General features: G+C 48.9%; 15 protein-coding genes. 6 read left to right on the forward strand and 9 right to left on the reverse strand.

The genetic code is table 11. From position 1 onward, the window contains the following. A partial coding sequence (ohr, locus tag AC6R1O_RS19320) for an organic hydroperoxide reductase Ohr (protein ID WP_500657648.1) occupies positions 1 to 410 on the reverse strand: 410 nt, incomplete at its 3' end. Positions 411 to 523: 113 nt separating this feature from the next. On the opposite strand from ohr, the gene ohrR reads away from it, so the two are divergent. Then, positions 524 to 985, forward strand: coding sequence for a transcriptional regulator OhrR (ohrR, locus tag AC6R1O_RS19325; protein WP_500631586.1), 462 nt, complete (start codon positions 524 to 526; stop codon positions 983 to 985). A 24-nt stretch (positions 986 to 1,009) separates the two neighbouring features. On the opposite strand, the gene AC6R1O_RS19330 is transcribed toward ohrR, so the two are convergent. Beyond that, positions 1,010 to 3,520, reverse strand: a complete 2,511-nt coding sequence (locus AC6R1O_RS19330) for a response regulator (RefSeq protein ID WP_500632471.1) — start codon at positions 3,518 to 3,520, stop codon at positions 1,010 to 1,012. Beyond that, positions 3,513 to 3,983, reverse strand: coding sequence for a hypothetical protein (locus tag AC6R1O_RS19335; protein ID WP_500632470.1), 471 nt, complete (start codon positions 3,981 to 3,983; stop codon positions 3,513 to 3,515). The genes AC6R1O_RS19330 and AC6R1O_RS19335 overlap by 8 nt, the downstream gene beginning before the upstream one ends. A 435-nt stretch (positions 3,984 to 4,418) precedes the next feature. On the opposite strand from AC6R1O_RS19335, the gene ihfA reads away from it, so the two are divergent. Then, complete coding sequence (ihfA, locus tag AC6R1O_RS19340; RefSeq protein ID WP_334550680.1) at positions 4,419 to 4,715, forward strand: integration host factor subunit alpha; 297 nt, start codon at positions 4,419 to 4,421, stop codon at positions 4,713 to 4,715. 111 nt (positions 4,716 to 4,826) lie between these two features. On the opposite strand, the gene AC6R1O_RS19345 is transcribed toward ihfA, so the two are convergent. Together AC6R1O_RS19345 and yeiP are read right to left on the reverse strand one after the other, a co-directional pair. Then, positions 4,827 to 5,147, reverse strand: a complete 321-nt coding sequence (locus AC6R1O_RS19345; RefSeq protein ID WP_334550678.1) for an HI1450 family dsDNA-mimic protein — start codon at positions 5,145 to 5,147, stop codon at positions 4,827 to 4,829. Position 5,148: 1 nt separating this feature from the next. After that, positions 5,149 to 5,715 (reverse strand): elongation factor P-like protein YeiP, encoded by a 567-nt coding sequence (gene yeiP / locus AC6R1O_RS19350; RefSeq protein ID WP_334550677.1) that lies wholly within the window; start codon positions 5,713 to 5,715, stop codon positions 5,149 to 5,151. 139 nt (positions 5,716 to 5,854) lie between these two features. Between yeiP and AC6R1O_RS19355 the strand changes: the two genes are divergently transcribed. Continuing rightward, positions 5,855 to 6,622 carry a nucleotidyltransferase domain-containing protein gene (locus tag AC6R1O_RS19355; protein ID WP_500627956.1) on the forward strand — a complete coding sequence of 256 codons (768 nt, stop codon included), beginning with the start codon at positions 5,855 to 5,857 and terminating at the stop codon, positions 6,620 to 6,622. Here AC6R1O_RS19355 and AC6R1O_RS19360 read toward each other — a convergent pair. From AC6R1O_RS19360 to AC6R1O_RS19370, 3 genes are all read right to left on the reverse strand, one after another. After that, positions 6,619 to 8,982, reverse strand: a complete 2,364-nt coding sequence (locus tag AC6R1O_RS19360) for a DNA polymerase II (protein ID WP_500632469.1) — start codon at positions 8,980 to 8,982, stop codon at positions 6,619 to 6,621. The genes AC6R1O_RS19355 and AC6R1O_RS19360 overlap by 4 nt on opposite strands. Positions 8,983 to 9,077: 95 nt before the next feature. Then, positions 9,078 to 10,940: an Lnb N-terminal periplasmic domain-containing protein gene (locus AC6R1O_RS19365; protein ID WP_500632468.1), complete on the reverse strand. Its 1,863-nt coding sequence runs from the start codon at positions 10,938 to 10,940 to the stop codon at positions 9,078 to 9,080. Between the two features lie 141 nt (positions 10,941 to 11,081). After that, a complete protein-coding gene (locus tag AC6R1O_RS19370; protein ID WP_500632467.1) occupies positions 11,082 to 11,567 on the reverse strand; it encodes a DUF3015 domain-containing protein in 486 nt (161 codons plus the stop codon). 360 nt (positions 11,568 to 11,927) lie between these two features. Here AC6R1O_RS19370 and uvrY point away from each other — a divergent pair, with 360 nt between their 5' ends. The 3 genes from uvrY to pgsA all read left to right on the forward strand — a co-directional run bounded on the left by uvrY (position 11,928) and on the right by pgsA (position 15,040). Then, a complete protein-coding gene (uvrY, locus tag AC6R1O_RS19375; protein ID WP_334550669.1) occupies positions 11,928 to 12,572 on the forward strand; it encodes a UvrY/SirA/GacA family response regulator transcription factor in 645 nt (214 codons plus the stop codon). Continuing rightward, the gene (uvrC, locus tag AC6R1O_RS19380) at positions 12,572 to 14,404 is read left to right on the forward strand and encodes an excinuclease ABC subunit UvrC (RefSeq protein ID WP_500632466.1); all 1,833 of its coding nucleotides are present in this window, start codon (positions 12,572 to 12,574) and stop codon (positions 14,402 to 14,404) included. Before uvrY ends, uvrC begins: the two co-directional genes overlap by 1 nt. A 78-nt stretch (positions 14,405 to 14,482) precedes the next feature. Beyond that, a complete protein-coding gene (gene pgsA, locus AC6R1O_RS19385; protein ID WP_334550665.1) occupies positions 14,483 to 15,040 on the forward strand; it encodes a CDP-diacylglycerol--glycerol-3-phosphate 3-phosphatidyltransferase in 558 nt (185 codons plus the stop codon). Between the two features lie 33 nt (positions 15,041 to 15,073). Here the strand turns inward: pgsA and AC6R1O_RS19390 are convergent. After that, on the reverse strand, positions 15,074 to 17,239 hold a 2,166-nt coding region (locus AC6R1O_RS19390; protein WP_500657649.1), incomplete at its 5' end, for a putative bifunctional diguanylate cyclase/phosphodiesterase.

A 17,239-nucleotide genomic window follows, 5' to 3' on the forward strand; every position in this document is an offset into this window, starting at 1 on the left:
CCATTCACCGTGACATGAACGTCAATGTTGCCACGAACGGCGTTGGAGTATGGACACACTTGGTGAGCGATTTTCGTCAGTTCTAGTGCTTGCGCATCGTCGAGAGCGAGTGCGACGTTCAAGCTCACGGTGAGTGCAAAGCCACCTTGCTCATTTGGACCGATACCGACTTCAGCGGTCACTGGCGCTTCTTTCAATGTGACCTTGCCTTCACGCGCAACGTGGAGCAGAGCGTTGGAAAAACAGGCTGCATAACCTGCGGCAAATAGTTGCTCTGGGTTAGTCGCCGCACCGGTGCCGCCCATCTCTTTCGGATAAGCAAGGCTAAGCGAAAGTAGACCGTCGTCAGTTTGAACCTGACCGTTACGGCCAGCAGATGCGGTTGCTTGAGTTTTGTAGAGTGTGCTCATGGGTATCTCCTTGGTTATTTAAGTTGTGCGCAATCTAATTGTTTGCAATCATATATCGAACCCAAGTTGTTTTGCAACTATATTGTGCGCAATTTATTTTTAAGGTGAATGCTATGGACACTTGTCATGTGACGCCCCCCTTGAGTGATGAGGATAAAATAAAACTCGAGAATCAAGTCTGTTTTCCACTATACAGTGCGGCTAACGCAGTTGGCCGAGCATACAGACCGCTACTGGATGCATTGGATCTCACCTACGCGCAATACCTAGTGATGATGGTGCTGTGGGAGCAAGATGGCGTCAGTGTCAAAGAGCTGGGTGCTCGGTTATACCTCGATTCAGGGACCTTGACGCCACTGTTAAAACGTTTGGAAAGTAAAAGGTTTGTAGAACGAGCGCGCAGTGAGAATGATGAGCGCGTGCGGGTCCTCAATCTCACCTCGCACGGAAAAGCGTTGAAGCAGCAAGCCCTTACCGTGCCCTCTGCGCTGTCATGTAAAATCAATTTACCCCTGGAAGAGATGGTGATGCTCAAGCAGCTATGTGAAAAAGTGCTTGAGCGTCTAGGTGAGTGAGGGAGAACGCCTCACTGCGTATCGTTACAACACTTCTTCTTTGTAAAAGAAACGGTTGAGCACACTCGCCAAGGCCTCTTTGGTTGCTGGCTTGGTGAGGCGACCATCCATCAGCTTGGCCATTTTCGTGACACTGGCGCTCTCTGCCTCTCCGCTGAGCGCAATAATAGGAATGCTTGGGTAAGACTCCTTGATGCGTCTCGAGGCTTCAAAGCCATCCATGACCGGCATCTGGATATCCATAAACACCAACTCAACGGGATTATCGTGAATGATGTCGAGCGCGGTTCGACCGTTATTTGCCATAATCACTCGATAGCCCAGTTGTTCGACGTACAGTTTGACTAACGCACGTTGCACTTCTTTATCATCGACCACCAACACCACTGGCGCACCCGGAGCGGTAGGGCTCGAAACCACTTGGCGATCACGCGGTTTTACTTTATTTGTAGGCTCAGCGGCGGGCGTTGATTTATTCGGCGTGACGACAGGCTTTTGCGTGGTGGGGGGAAAGCTCAACGTGAACTCGGTAAATTTGCCTTGTTCTGAGCGGCACTGAATTGTCCCACCAAACGCTTTCATCACGCGTTGACAATAGCCCAGACCTAGCCCACTACCACCACTCTTACGGTGACTGAAGAAATCATCAAAAATACGCTCAAGAAGATCCGCTGGAATACCTGGGCCTGTGTCGGTAACAACGAGTCGGTTGTCGTTCTCCCCTGGCACGGTTTCAATGGTGATGTGGCTATCTGGGTAAGAGTCAAAATAGTAAATGGCGTTGCGAAGGAGATTGAAAATCACAAAGTTAAACAGTGTCTCGTTTACCTTAGCGACAAAATCTTGATTCAGTTTTAGGTGGACACGGCGGCGAGTGGGTTCATCGTCAAAGCCATAGTTTTCGACAGCGCTGCGCACGCAGGCGCTGATCGATGTTGCCAACGCGGGCTCTTGATCCAGCGAGGCACTGTTCACCTCTCGCAATATGATATCGATCAGCTGGCGACCACGCAGGACGGCTTGCTTGCCGTTGTCGACGTGTGTCATCAATTCAAAATGGGCGGGCAAATGGCGAATTTTTAAGTTGAGATGCTCAAACTCATACTGCACTTGGCTGAGTGGGTTACGCATTTCATGTGCAATGGAATTGGCTAATGCCTGAGACTGTTTGACCTTACGTTCGTAGTTGATGTGCGCTTGAACTTTGGAGAGCACCCGTTGCAGCGCTTCAAGTTCCTCATAGGAGAAGTTTAATCCGCCATCTTTCTCACTTGAGACCAAGACATGCGACAGTTTATTTCGACCTTCATAAATAGGCAGAACTAGGGCGGATTGTGTCTTTTTCATCGCTGAGCGAACTTGACTCAGTTTGCTACTGCCACTTTTTGCCATCGCTTCTTCCACCTCATCGAGCACAAGTGGTGCGGTGTGGGTTTCAAAGTAATCACGGTAAAAGCTTGCTCCTTGAAAGTCATCCAACAAGCGCAGTTTATTTTCAGGTACATCGAGGTAGCGTGCGAGTTTGTCCATCGCTTGCGTTGGTGAGTGATGAAATTCGTTCTCCAACTTGATGATTTTTTCCACTGGAGACACCGGATCGCCATACACAATATAGCTAATGGAACGTTGCAAGCTGCGGTAAAGTTTGGACCAAGATAAGCCAACAATCGCGACTATGGTGACCACCTCAAACGCGTGTGAATCATCAAATATGGGCAGTAAGGTGATGGCAGAAAAATAGACGAACAGCGTCACGGCGAAGCTCAAACCGATATACAGAATATAGCGCGAGCTATAAAAGCGAGAGGTGAGCAGCGCGTAGCCCATGAAGAGCATTTCGCTGACAGAGAGTGCAGGTGGTAGCCAAGTCAACGAGAAGTCATTGAGGAAATAAGTAAAGCCAAGCTGAATGACCGCCGTTGAGCACATAAAAATGGCCATGCCAAGAATCATGTAGTTGATTCGAGTTCGTTGAATACGGTTTTCGCTTGCCGTTAGAGAGAGCAGATTGATAAACGTCAGCACCACCAAGGTGGTCAAACCGAGGAAAAAGGGCTGAGTATACGGACCAAACTCTAATACGAACTGACTTGGGCCTGAAATAGAGGCGCCTTGTACGGTCAAATCCGGTAAAAGGTTACAAGCTAAACCAAAAGCAAATACGCTCCATGCCACAATGGATTGGAACACGGGGACGCGTTTACTTGCGTAATAGGTGCGCAGCTTAGCGGTAAAATGATACGCAGAAGCGAAGGCGACTAGCGCAGAAATATTGGCGACAATCGCCATTAAGACCGCCGCTTTCTCACCGAGCAATGGCAGCAATCCGGTATGAAAGTAGTAGTTACTAAGAATCCAAATAAACAAGCCAAATGTGTAGGTCACATAGTAAAAGTAGCTGTTAAGACTGCTTGCACCGTGCTTTTTATACAGTGAGTAACAGAAGTAACTAGACCAAGTCAGTACCAACATCGCTGTCATAAACAGCACGATGGCCTTGGGGTACATAAGCTCTTGAAGGACAAAATTAAGCATGAGTTCTGGATTTCACCATGGGTTGACGTTGTTGTGATTGCGCGTTGTTTTTATCGTTAGGTTGGCAGTATCGATGACCGCTCTGATTGTGATGATTCGCGTCTGTTCTGGAGAGCTCTGGAGTGCTTAGTTTTTGGTAATCATAGTACCTCAGTTCACCTTGTGGGAGGGCGAGTGAATCAAAATAAGCGCGGGAAGAGAGTTGTTGCTCTAGGGGTGGTGAACCATCATACGAAAGGCAGAGTTTTAAAGCGCGTACACGACAATCCAGTGCTTTTTGAAAAAACACATTCGCCTCTTCGGCATAGTTTTCTTCTACCTGATAAAACCAAGCATGTTTTGCTTCCTCTTTAGAGACGGACGCAGAAATTGGTCTCACCGATAGGGGGCTGTTTGCTCGGGAGCGGTTGGTCGCCATGACGTTGTCGTATTTATTTTTATGTGAACACTCTTGTTGTTGCACATAATTCACACTAATGCAACTTGGTTAATATTCTGGTTGGATCTTAATCCCAAGAAATGATGAGCGTGGTTCGATGCGCGATGCAACAAAATCTGGCTTGCGATAATTTTGTGACCTAACGCTATTTAAGTGTTGGGTTGTTGATTTAATTATCAAAATGACATTATTCACTAAAATCGGACGATTTTTTCACAGAACTTTGGCATGATTGATTGCTAAGTTGCGGTGAAATCTATTTATAATTCTGATGCTTAGCGTTTCGTTACTGTTGACTTTCTCGCCAAGTGATAGGCAGATAGATAAAAAAGTTGGCGAAAATCAGAAGCTTGGCATACACTTTTCAAAGTAACGCCGATATGTTGTTGATTGGCTTACCGAAAGTACTGAGTGTTGCCTTGGCGCAACTATGTTTAACACAGCTTTGAGGAAAGTTTTATGGCGCTCACAAAAGCCGATTTGGCTGAAAACCTGTTTGAAAAGCTTGGATACAGTAAACGGGATGCCAAGGAAACGGTTGAAGCGTTTTTCGAAGAGATTCGTAAAGCTCTAGAAAGTGGCGAACAGGTAAAACTGTCAGGGTTCGGAAATTTTGATCTTCGTGATAAGAATGAACGACCAGGTCGAAACCCGAAAACTGGTGAAGACATTCCTATCAGTGCACGCCGTGTAGTCACCTTCCGTCCCGGGCAAAAACTGAAAGCCCGAGTTGAAAACGTGAAAACAGAAGGTTGATCTGACAAACAGCGCCCTGTGCGATGATGGCAGTCCGAATTCCATAAAAAATCCCCAAGTCTTTGACTCGGGGATTTTTGTTTTTATGCCATGGCGATACAAGAGTGGGGGTTAGTCGCGCTTCCACAGGATGTGGCAAAACTTATGTTCTGGATCGCGGCTGACTAATAGACGTGCGAATACGTCATCCAACACGTCATTGTCTTCATTGACGAGTCCAACCCGAACCTCTGCATACGTCTCTTTGTCGACATCAAAGCCAACATGGCCCGCCCAATCTTCTCCGGTTTCAACCAGTTCGGCAGCACCACGGTCATCAAATTGCGCCGTAAACAGAATCACATCTGCGGGCTCAAGATTATCGGGAGCCATCTCTAGAAAGATGTCGTAGGCCGTGTCAATGGTGTCATCGTAAGAAATGAGATCAGACATATTACGCTCGGCTTGTGTATTTACGTTCAGCAGTGTTGATGATGACGCGATCGCCAGTGGCTATGTACTCAGGTACTTGCACGACAAGGCCAGTCGAGAAACGAGCAGGCTTGGTGCGAGCAGATGCTGACGCACCCTTGATCGATGGGTCGGTCTCTTCAATCACAAGTTCAACTGAAGCGGGCAGTTCAAGTGCAACCGCATTGCCGTTGACTAAAACCACGTGTAAGCCTTGAATCTCTTCAGTGATAAATAGCAAGTCATCTTCGATATCATCGCGTTTAAAGGTGTACTGAGTGTAATCTTCATTGTCCATGAAAATGTACTCGTCACCATCAACGTATGAGAATGCTGCGGCGCGTTTGAACATGTCGACAGTGTCAAGTACGTCATCGGACTTGTAGCGCTCATCAACGCGAGCACCAGTCGTGAGATCAGTGCAACGCAGTTTATAAATTTTTGAACCGCCGCGACCGCCAGGAGTCGTCACTTCAATATCTTTGATGAGTAGCGTTTTGCCGTTAGATACAATCGCAAAACCTTTCTTTAGCTCACTTGCCTTAGGCATGAACGTTTTCCTTCATATGGGTGTATTTTGGCGCATTATATATCAGTTATTCTTTGAGAAGGAATAACTTGATTGCACAGAGCGTGTGAGCGATCATTAAAGTCACCATTGATTGACAATAAGTTCAGACTGTTACCGCATGCCTCTTCCCGTTATCGACCCAACTCAACCGTTCCAAGCTCGTTATCAGCCTGCAATAGGGGAGCTGATGGCCTATTTACAAAGTGGGCTGGGTGACAATCTCCACAGCGTTTATCTCTATGGCAGCGTGGCGCGTAAAACGGCGGTCGAAGGGAAGTCCAATATGGATGTCATCGTGATTACGCATCGCTCTTTTAGCGATTCGCGGTCATCTCTGTTTAATACCATCAAATTTCACTTTCAAAAGCGTTATCCGTTTATTACTGGGGTTGCTTTTAAAACTGGTTTAGCCAGTGAGGTGGCGAGTTTAGAGGGTATTCTTTCTTGGGGATTTTTATTGCGTCATTGCGCGGTGTGTATTCATGGTGAAGATCTCTCGGAGTGCTTTGGCGATTATGAGCCGAGTTGGGAAATCGCTAAGCAGTGGAACATGGACGTCGAGGATTGGATTGCCGTGTACCGCAATCGAATTGCGCGCAGCAACAAACCCGAAGACCAAAGTCATGCTCAAATCATCATCGCCAAAAAGCTGCTCCGAGCAAGCTACTCATTGGTGATGGTTCGAGACAAACAGTGGTTCGATGATCCCATTGAGTGCGGCCAGCAATTCTTACGCTACCATCCTGAAAAGCAGCTCGACATTGAGCGCTTGGGGATTTTACTGTCTGGGCGTGTTATCCCTAAACGCTCTGTGGTGGGTCTGTTGGATTCCTTTGGTGATTGGTTGGTCAAACAGTACCAAAAGACGGAATTTAAAATCGGTTAGAACAAGCCAAGTTGAGGCTCACTCAAGCGTGCAAAGTCGAGCCCGATAAAGGGCAGAATTGCATCTGCGACGGGTTTGAGTTGTTTATCAATGTAGTGCTGATAATCAATCGGACTCTTTCGATACTCTTTGGGTTCAGGCCCTTGTGTGGTGATGAGGTACTCGATTCGGCCTTTGTTTTGGTATTGCAAAGGTCGACCAAGTTGCGCGTTTATTTCATCCGCCATTCGAGCGGCTCGCACTTGAGGCGGAATGTTCTTTTGATACTCATGAAGTTTGCGCCGTAGCCTTTTCTGATACACTAACTCCTCATCAAAGCGCCCGTCTAACGTCTGCTCGACACAATCTCTAACGTATTGACACGGATCCTCACCGTGAAAGACTAAGCGATAGAGCTCATTTTGAAAGCGCTGTGCCAGTGGCGTCCAGTCTGTACGGGCGCTTTCCAATCCTTTAAACACCAGGTGTTCGTTGCTCTCGGTGACAATCAATCCTGCGTAGCGTTTTTTCGACCCTGTTTCTTGGCCGCGTATCGTTGGCATCAAAAACTTTTTGTAATGGGTTTCGTATTCCAGCTCAAGCATCGAGGTTAAACCGTATTCTTGGCTAAGATACTCACTCCACCACGCATTAATGTGTGTGGTCAGTTGCTGGCCTATAGCATCAGCTTCTTGCTGGCTTAAGCTTGTCCCTAGTGACACAAAGGTCGAATCGGTATCCCCGTAGATCACTTGATAGCCTTGGGATTCAATCAGGCGTTTGGTCTGCTTCATGATCTCGTGGCCGCGCATGGTGATGCTAGAGGCGAGGCGTGTATCAAAGAAGCGGCAGCCCGAGGAGCCTAATACACCATAGAAGGAGTTCATGATGATCTTAATGGCCTGAGAAAAGGCCTTTTCATTGTTTTTCTTCGCTCTATCGCGCGCGGCCCATAAGGTTTCAATCATGGTAGGCAGAAAGTGGGTGCTGCGGTGGAACTGGCCGCCACGAAAGCCTTCCACCGCTTGGTGGGCCTCTTTACCCACCTCAAGCTTCAGCCCTTCGACTAGCCCGATTGGGTCAATCAGAAAGCTGCGAATGATCGAAGGGTAGAGGCTTTTAAAATCCAGCACCAGCACCGAATCGTACAAACCCGGGATTGAATCCATCACATAGCCCCCGGGACTGGCTAGCCAGTTTTCAGGCTGTAAGTTGGGTGCCACGTAACCGGCGCGATGGATCTGCGGTAGGTAGAGGTTGGTGAATGCGGCGACAGAGCCTCCGACGCGATCCAACTCAACACCGGTTAACCGCGATCGTTCGATGGCAAAATCGAGCAAATGGGTATGGGCGAAGATTTTATTGACCAATACACAGTCTTGCAGGTTGTAGCGGGCGAGAGAGGGTTTGTCGTGTCGAAACATGTGGTTAATTTCATCCATGCGATCATGGACGTTGTGGATCTGTTTCCCTTCGCCAAGAAGCTCCTGAGAAACGGACTCCAATGACCAACTGCGAAAGTGGTAAGTCGCGGTTTTTAACGTGTCGATACCGTCCATGACGACGCGACCTGGGATCGAGATGAACGCTTGGCCGGTCGATGCAGATGAGCGGAAGTAGGCTTTTTGGTTGCCTCGCCCTAAGTAGAGCGCCATCTTGTGCCATTGGGCTCGTTTATCGAGCAAGCGAAAGTCAAAATCAATCACGTTCCATCCGATGACCACATCGGGATCATAGGTTTGGAACCAGTGAACCAGAGCTTGGAGGAGGGCTTTCTCATCACTGACCCACTCTATCGGAGTATCGGCGGCTTGTGGCGTTCCCACCATAATCACGCGACTGTCTTTGGGGCTGTCTAACCCGATCGAATAGAGAAGGCCTTTTTCGGAGCATTCGATATCAAGCGACACCACATGGAGTGTTGGGGTGTATTGGCCTTGGCGACATTTGGCGTTGCTGACTCGAACATAGCCTGACTTTTGCTCTACGTGACCGACAAACTCTACGCTACCCTGAATAAATCGTTCCATGAGGAATCTATCCGCAAGGCGTATGTCGTCTTCCAAAACGAGGACATCTTGCTGCTTCAACTGTTGGCTGAAGGCCGTCGCCGTTTGAATGGTGGCACTGTAGCAAGCCGCGAGAGGGGTGTGGGTAAAGTCTTTCAGTTCGAGGGGTTGGATAGTGGCATCGAACCCATGCTGTAAGTTGATCTCGCGCGCTTGGTCTATATGCGATTGCGGGATAAAGAACACGGGTTTTTCGCCCTCAATGACCAGTTGCATCGGCCCTTGCGCGGTAGAGAGCCAGAGGTCAATTTGAGTGCGGCGTCCAACATCGCGTGCTTGGCGTGTCAGTAGAAAACCGTGTTGAATGGTCATAGTAAAGCGTGTTCCTTGGTGAGCATGATAACCCCAATTGGATGCGGTGATGGGCCATGCTCGCCCAGTGTAGCACAGGCGGCTAAGGGATAACGCTAGTAATAAACGTAAGCCGTCAACTGCGCGAGAAGCTCGTCACGATGCCAGTGCTGGTAGCTTACTTCACTGCGAAGGGCGAAATCTGACGTCGTGGACCAATGCCAGTGGGCACTGGCTTGCGCTTTGTGAGAGGCAGGAGAATCGACCAGACTGAGGTACTGCCCCTGCACGCTAACTTTATGCGCCTGATTGATTTGATAGAGCAGGCCCACCTCAGCCCCTGCGCCGAGAGTGGCTTGGTAGTCGGTCAGCGCACCACCACTTAATTCAGCGGAGAGCAGCGTATAGCCGTGTACGAGATTGGGATCCCCCCATGCCTTTCCCACTCCCCCTTGGCCGAACCAGCGTCCGGACGTGTTGGTGCTATCGGGCTGTCTGTCAAAGCCTATGCGAATATTCCATGCCCAACTGCTGAAGACGCGATTACTCGGCGCAAGCGCCATTGCGTCAATAACATACAGCTTCTCTAACCGGCTTGTGCCGTTGTCATCAAGGCTCATTTGCGCATCAAGAAAGCTAATTTGTGCGCCGGGAATAAATCCAGCTTGCGAGTCTAATAGATCATGATACGCGGCGCGCCAATCTAAGGTCAGCCGATGACGGTTGAAATCGGAATAGCGATAACCTAGCCCGACACGCGCAGAACCATGCCCATCTTCAGGCGATACGCTAGGTACGGGGACGTCGCTGAAGGGTGAGGGGGTTTTAATGATACTGCGTTGATACAAGAGGTCGGTGAGCTGTTTGGCGGTAGGGTCGCGCTCTAACCCTAGGTCGTAGAGCTCAAAGTTAAGCCACTCATAGGCGAACTCAAGGATCGCCGCACGTTCTGCATCACTGTATTCTGATGCGCTAGGGTAGATGCCCTTTTTTGCGCGTTGCGCCGCAGCAAAGCGCTCATCACTCATCGACTGCGATTGATGCAGTAAGCGTGTACCAAAGGCCGCACGATACTGGGGCGCGGCTAACAGATCTTGCGCAGCGAGGGCTTTGACTGTATCCGAAGGAATGGCCTGAACGGGGAACTGATCGACTAAATAGAGATCTTCACGAGCCAATTCCAAAAGAGCGAGCAGTTGGTAAGAGCAGTTTTCATCCAAGAAATAGTAATCAAATTGAGCTTGCTGCATTTCCCAGAGATGCAGTAAGACCCGTTCCACTTCATCTTCTGTTAAGTTGAGGGGGTATTCCCAAATATCTCTCGACTCGATGTCATTGTATTCCCTTACCTTTCTGTAATAGGGCATCACGGTATAGCGACCTGGATAAGCGCCAAACAACCCTTTCATCGCATAGAGTGCTGCGTTGTCTTGCGTTTCCGGCTCCGCGGCGAAATTCACCGCAAACGCAACTAACTCTTTATGACGCGTCTGGTCTTTGGCGTCGACGCGCAGCAGGGTGTGGCCAAACATGGAGGACGGGTTGTTCATAAAAGCAGTAGGAAACACCAGTGTGAGTCCTTGAGGATCCAGTACCGCCTTCCATGTCTCCAACTCCGGGCAGTCGAGCGTCGCTCGTCGTCCTTGTTGCTCTTCAAGCCAAGTAAAGCGTGCGGGAAATTGGCACCTTGCAATGTGGGCTTGTGCTTCCTCCTGCTGATAGAACGCATGAATAGTCGCCTCAAGCTCTCGCTCTGGCGAACGCTTACCCTGTGCAGAGAAAAAGAATTCGTCCGAATCTACTTGGCTCTCTATACGGCCAGACCAATGGCTCTGATAGTGGCCCAGTTTCTGCCAATATGAAGAGTGAGCTAACGTTGCGACGTCTAGTGCGACCTCGGTCGGCGACTCGGCTTGCGCCAAGCAAAGAGGGGAAGAAAGTGCAAGTAAGGCGCCAGTGAGTGGCATCAGTTTTTTCATAGTTGGTCGGGGAGATCCTAAATCGGCTTGCGATGACTTTAACGCCAACATGCTGATAATACGAGTGTTACAGTGATATTCAATACAAGTTTGAGAGGATAAAAGACGCCACACAAGCGTGCAGCGCCTTTTAAGCGAGGATTAAATCGCGTAGTTGGCCAGTGTTTGGTCGCTTGAAACCAAGGCGTTGAGGTTGGTGAACACCTCTTCAGACGTGACGTTTTCAGACTGGAACACTTGCGAGAAGTTCTCTTGCGCTAGCGTATTGAACGCGCCTTTATCTGATTCTTGGATGCCCCACACTTCAGAAAGTGTCGCGAGCGTTTCACCTTCGCCTTTCGCGATGTCACGCGCAAGATTGTCCATGTTGCCATCGATAAACAGGGCTAATTTCTGCGCTGAGTTGATCGTGCCGTTGCCATCACATCCCAATGTACCAAATGTAATACCAAAGGTTTGGTTACCGAACGTACCGTTTGTTGTGGCGCCTAGCACTTTGAAGACTTTGCCAGATTTACCATCAAAAATCATGGTACCTAGACCACAACCGATATCAGAATCGGCCATTGCGACGTTTGAGAGAGGAAGAGTTGAAGCCAGTGCTGCCACTGCGAGAAGCTTTTTCATACCATATCCTTATATCATTATGGTTCGTCAGCTTAATGCCAACGAAGGTTATGCAACGCAATTCGTTACATCCTTTTTATGAATAGTTGAAATTGATTGCATTTTCAATGCATAGCTACGAATAAAGTATTCATGCTCCAAATGTTGAGAATCTATCGCTTAAAATAGTGTCAAACTATTGATTCTTAGGTTAATTAAGTGCAGCCCAACAGTTATGAAAATAAGTTCTTGCTAAACTTTGCGTTTGGGCACATATTCAGTGCAGGCAATAAAAACCAAAATGAGTTAAACTAGGCAGCCATGCTGTTATCCACTGTATAAGTGGGTGCAGAGCCAAGTTAAAAGTGTGGAGATACAAGTTTGATAAATGTTTTCCTTGTAGATGATCACGAGCTGGTTCGCACAGGGATACGACGTATTATTGAAGACGTCCGTGGAATGAACGTAGCAGGGGAAGCTGTAAGCGGTGAAGATGCAGCAAAATGGTGTCGTAGCAATCATGCAGACGTCATTTTGATGGATATGAATATGCCCGGTATTGGTGGCTTAGAAGCGACAAAGAAAATCCTGCGATTCAATCCAGATGTAAAAATCATTGTTTTGACTGTTCATACGGAAAATCCGTTTCCAACGAAAGTGATGCAAGCGGGAGCTGCAGGTTATTTAACCAAAGGTGCAGGTCCTGATGAAATGGTCAACGCGATCCGCGTTGTTCACAGTGGTCAGCGTTACATCTCACCAGAGATAGCGCAGCAGATGGCATTAAGCCAATTCTCACCCGCTTCTGAAAATCCATTCGCTGATTTATCAGAGCGTGAGCTGCAAATCATGATGATGATCACCAAGGGGCAAAAAGTGACGGACATTTCCGAACAACTCAATCTTAGCCCCAAAACGGTAAACAGCTATCGCTACCGTTTGTTCAATAAGCTGCACATCAGTGGCGATGTTGAATTGACGCACCTAGCGATACGACATGGAATGCTCGACACCGAGACCCTCTAGTGACACAAACGTTTGACTCGGTAACCTTCCTTAAGACTGTGACCAATCAGCCCGGTGTGTACCGCATGTACAACACCGAGGCTGAGGTTATTTATGTCGGCAAAGCCAAAGACCTCAAAAAGCGCCTCTCTAGCTATTTCCGCAAAAATGTGGATAGCGAGAAGACTCGCGCGCTCGTCAGCCATATCGCCAAGATAGATGTCACCGTTACGCACACGGAGACGGAAGCCCTTATTCTTGAACACAATTACATTAAGCAGTATTTGCCTAAGTACAATGTGCTATTGCGTGACGACAAATCCTATCCGTACATCTTTGTCAGTGGTCATAAGCACCCTCGACTTTCAATGCATCGTGGGGCGAAAAAGCGCAAAGGTGAGTATTTTGGTCCGTATCCTGACTCTGGTGCTGTTCGAGAAACGTTGCATCTGATTCAGAAGATCTTTCCGGTTCGTCAATGTGAGGATACGGTATACAGCAATCGCACCCGCCCTTGTTTGATGTACCAAATTGGTCGCTGTGCTGCACCTTGTGTCAGTGACGTTATTTCTGACGCGGAATATCAAGAGTTAGTTGATCTCGTGCGCTTGTTCTTACAAGGCAAAGACAGCCAAGTGCTCTCGACGCTGGTGGAAAAAATGGAGCAGGCGAGTCAGTCACTGCGCTTTGAAGATGCGGCTAAGTTTCGCGATCAGATTCAAGCTATCCGCCGCGTGCAAGAGCAGCAATTTGTCTCTGAAGATTCGATGGACGACATGGATGTACTGGGTTTTGCTCAAGAGAAAGGCATCGCGTGTATCCACATCTTGATGATTCGCCAAGGCAAGGTACTTGGCTCTCGAAGCCATTTCCCTAAGATCCCAGCAGAGACGGATGCACAAGAAGTCTTTCACAGTTTCCTGACTCAGTACTACCTCGCGCACAATGAAGCACGCACCGTACCGACGCGTATTATCTTAAATGCCGGGTTAAGCGACGAAACCAAAGCGTTGCAAACTGCCCTCAGTGAGCGGCTCGGTCGTAAAGTCCATTTTCATACCAATCCGACAGGGACACGGAGTCGCTACCTCAAACTGGCGAACACCAATGCACTGACGGCAATCACCACCAAGATCAACCATAAAATGACCATCTCTCAGCGCTTCAAAGCTCTTCGGGAGGTATTGGGTATGGAGACGATCGCCAGAATGGAGTGTTTTGATATCTCGCACACCATGGGTGAGAGTACGATTGCCTCTTGTGTGGTATTTAATCACGAAGGCCCTTTGAAGCAAGAGTATCGACGCTACAACATTACCGGGATCGCCGGTGGCGATGATTACGCCGCGATGGGGCAAGCCCTTGAGCGCCGATACGCCAAGCAGCTAGATGTCGAAAAAATCCCCGATATTGTCTTTATTGACGGTGGTAAAGGTCAGCTTAACCGAGCCTATGACATCATTTCGCAATACTGGGGAGATTGGCCAAAGCGACCCAAACTGATTGGTATTGCGAAAGGGGTGACACGAAAACCTGGCCTCGAAACCTTAATCACCACCGATGGTGAAGAGTTCAACTTGCCCAGTGACGCGCCTGCTTTGCATTTGATGCAGCACATTCGCGATGAGAGCCACAATCATGCGATTGCCGGGCATCGTGCGAAACGTGGTAAAACACGCCGTACGAGTGCACTTGAAGGCATTGAAGGCATAGGACCGAAACGTCGTCAGGCGCTGCTGAAATACATGGGCGGTTTACAAGAGCTCAAACGTGCAACTGTTGAAGAAATCGCCAAAGTTCCGGGCATCAGCCACTCTTTGGCAGAAAACATCTATCAAGCATTGAAACAATAAGAAAAATCCCGCAACATAAGAGCCCGCCAAAACGGCGGATTGCCAGCCGTACGCACACAAAAAGAGCCTTAAATAAATATGCGTTTAAACATTCCGAACCTACTGTCTTTGTTGCGACTTTTCTTGATTCCCATTTTCGTCGTGGCATTTTATCTTCCTTACGCTTGGGCTCCATTCGCGGCGGCAATGATTTTCTTTGTGGCAGGGTTCACCGATTGGTTAGATGGCATGTTGGCGCGAAAACTGGGTCAAACTTCCCGTTTTGGTGCGTTTATCGATCCTGTTGCGGACAAAGTGCTGGTGGCAACCGCCTTGATTCTGATTACCGAGCACTTTCACTCCATTTGGGTGACCATCCCTGCTGTCACCATGATTGCCCGAGAGATCATCATCTCTGCGTTACGTGAATGGATGGCGGAAATCGGCAAACGCGCCAGTGTCGCCGTCTCTTGGGTTGGCAAAGTGAAGACGGTGAGCCAGATGTTTGCGCTTTGGGTTCTGATTTGGCGTTACGATGATTGGATGATTTGGCTCGGCTACGCGGCATTATACGTCGCGACGTTTCTTACCTACTGGTCGATGGCGCAATACTTGTTGGCCGCCAAAGATGATCTACTCGACGAAGAACATCATTAATCCATTACGTTCATGTTTCACACTCACAGCCCGTCAATCGACGGGCTGTGTTGTTTCTAATGCTGAAGGTTCAGTCAAGGCGGGTTGTTGCGCCGGAACGTAGTGACTGAGTTGCTCTATAGGGCTCGGCATAGCAAAACAGTAGCCTTGCAAGAAATCCACGTCCAGTTTGGTGAGTTTATCCAAATGCGCGGTGGTTTCCACGCCCTCTACCACGACGCGCAGCCCAAGCCCTCTCGCCATCACGACGATGGTCGAGACAAAGTTAAGGTCGTTGTCGTTAAACACGATGTCTTTGACAAACGAACGGTCAATTTTTATCTCATCAATCGGCAGTTTTTGCAGTAAAGAGAGAGAGGAGAAGCCGGCGCCGAAATCATCGAGTGAGATCTTCGCGCCCGCTTGGCTCAAGGTGGTGAGCGCTTGTAAGCAGGCGTCGAAATCTGTGATGGCGGCGGTTTCTGTGACCTCAAAACAAAAACGGCTGACAGGAAGGTGGTGGTGATGAATGATGGTGATCAGCTCATGGGCGAAGTCGGGTTGGATTAATTGTTTTGCACTCAAGTTGACAGAGACATGCTGGTAGCGGCTAAGGCTGACGGACTGTTTTATGTCGCGACACACCTGATTAATCAGATGCTTACCCAGTGCACCAATCAGGTTGATTTCCTCTGCGAGACGAATGAATTGATGCGGCGCAACGTGTCCAAGCTGCGGTGAGTGCCAACGCGCCAAGGCTTCCACAGCGGTAAAGTGATTGTCCGTTGGGGAAAACAGCGGTTGGTAGTGCATGACGATTTCGCGGTTTTCAATCGCGAGCTTGAGGTGATGCTCCATGGTCACTTTATCAAACAGGGATTCTTCGTCTTGTTGGCGATAGCAGGCGGGCTGTGTTGCACCTTGGCGCTTGGCTTGGTACATGGCAATGTCTGCCCGCTTGATGAGATCATCGGGTGTTGTCGCATCCCACGGATACATGGCAATGCCAATACTGCCGCTGGCGACCAGCTCAATCTCTTCGCAGTGCAGCGGTTTTTTGATGACGTCCAACATATCACTGGCGAGCGCCAGCGCTTGTTCGCGGTTTGCCACATCGCAAAAGAGTAAGAACTCATCACCCCCGAGTCGGGCGATGCGATGTGTCGCGGCTAATGTGCTTTGTATTTGTTGCGTGACATGTTGTAACAAGGCGTCACCGACATGATGACCAAAAGTATCGTTGATGAATTTAAAGCGATTTAAATCCATCAACATGACCGCTTTGGGCTGTGTAGGTAGGGCGGCAAGTTGGCTGTTCATGACTTCAATGATCTTGCGGCGGTTCGCTACGCCTGTTAGAGCGTCGTAATAGGCCATTTGACGGATTTTTTCCGCGCTCACTCGGCGCTCGGTGACATCGGTGACCGAGCCGATCATTTTCACCGCGCGACCCTGCGCATTATATAGGGCGGAACCAGCCGCATTGACCCACAATATCTCACCTTTCGAACTTTTTAAGCGAAATTCCAACTTGAAAGGGGTTTGATCGCGCAGATGCTGCTTGAGCGCTTGCTTTAGCGTCTCTCTATCTTCATGGTGAGCTAACTCGATGACCTGTTCGAGAGGGTAGACGCCGCTGGTTCGGCTGCTCTCTATACCCACCATCGCCAGTAAACGACCATTGAGGCGAAAATGGTTAGCGGCGATGTCCCACTCCCAAATACCATCGTTTGAGCTATTGGACACCACTTCGAGTTGTTCTAGCAGTTGCTGTGATTGTTGCTCGTTATGTTTGCTGGTGGCAATCAGTGCGTCACGCTCGATAAACAGCGCCAGCATATCTAAATAGTTATTGAACATCGCCATCGAGTGAATGTTGACTTCGTCACTGATGGCGTCCACAACGGACACCAGTTTCCACTGCTGCTGGGTTCCGGTGGCGATCGGAATGATGGTGGCAATGTAGTGGGTATCGTGTTGGATAAACGGAAAACTCTCGATCCCGTCGCTGATACGATGTTGACTATCCAACGTACTAGGATGTGTCATCCCTTTCTCAGCCCAACTGTCGACGTGGTACTCACCATGACGCCCTGTGGCTAAACATGCCCAAGCGAGCGGACTGTTATAGATACTCTGGGCATCTAATATGGCAGAAAAGCCCTCTTGAGCGAGGGAATAAAAGTTTTCGAAAATCTCAAACGACGATCGCCCTTCATT

The organism is Vibrio sp. R11-SG3-ISO3-SZ, assembly GCF_059834345.1.

Bases quoted from the DNA above. Each gene is read 5' to 3' on its own strand.
- ohrR (WP_500631586.1), top strand. From the start codon at position 524: ATGGACACTTGTCATGTGACGCCCCCCTTGAGTGATGAGGATAAAATA.
- AC6R1O_RS19330 (WP_500632471.1), bottom strand. From the start codon at position 3,520: ATGCTTAATTTTGTCCTTCAAGAGCTTATGTACCCCAAGGCCATCGTG.
- ihfA (WP_334550680.1), top strand. From the start codon at position 4,419: ATGGCGCTCACAAAAGCCGATTTGGCTGAAAACCTGTTTGAAAAGCTT.
- AC6R1O_RS19345 (WP_334550678.1), bottom strand. From the start codon at position 5,147: ATGTCTGATCTCATTTCTTACGATGACACCATTGACACGGCCTACGAC.
- yeiP (WP_334550677.1), bottom strand. From the start codon at position 5,715: ATGCCTAAGGCAAGTGAGCTAAAGAAAGGTTTTGCGATTGTATCTAAC.
- AC6R1O_RS19355 (WP_500627956.1), top strand. From the start codon at position 5,855: ATGCCTCTTCCCGTTATCGACCCAACTCAACCGTTCCAAGCTCGTTAT.
- AC6R1O_RS19360 (WP_500632469.1), bottom strand. From the start codon at position 8,982: ATGACCATTCAACACGGTTTTCTACTGACACGCCAAGCACGCGATGTT.
- AC6R1O_RS19365 (WP_500632468.1), bottom strand. From the start codon at position 10,940: ATGAAAAAACTGATGCCACTCACTGGCGCCTTACTTGCACTTTCTTCC.
- AC6R1O_RS19370 (WP_500632467.1), bottom strand. From the start codon at position 11,567: ATGAAAAAGCTTCTCGCAGTGGCAGCACTGGCTTCAACTCTTCCTCTC.
- pgsA (WP_334550665.1), top strand. From the start codon at position 14,483: ATGCGTTTAAACATTCCGAACCTACTGTCTTTGTTGCGACTTTTCTTG.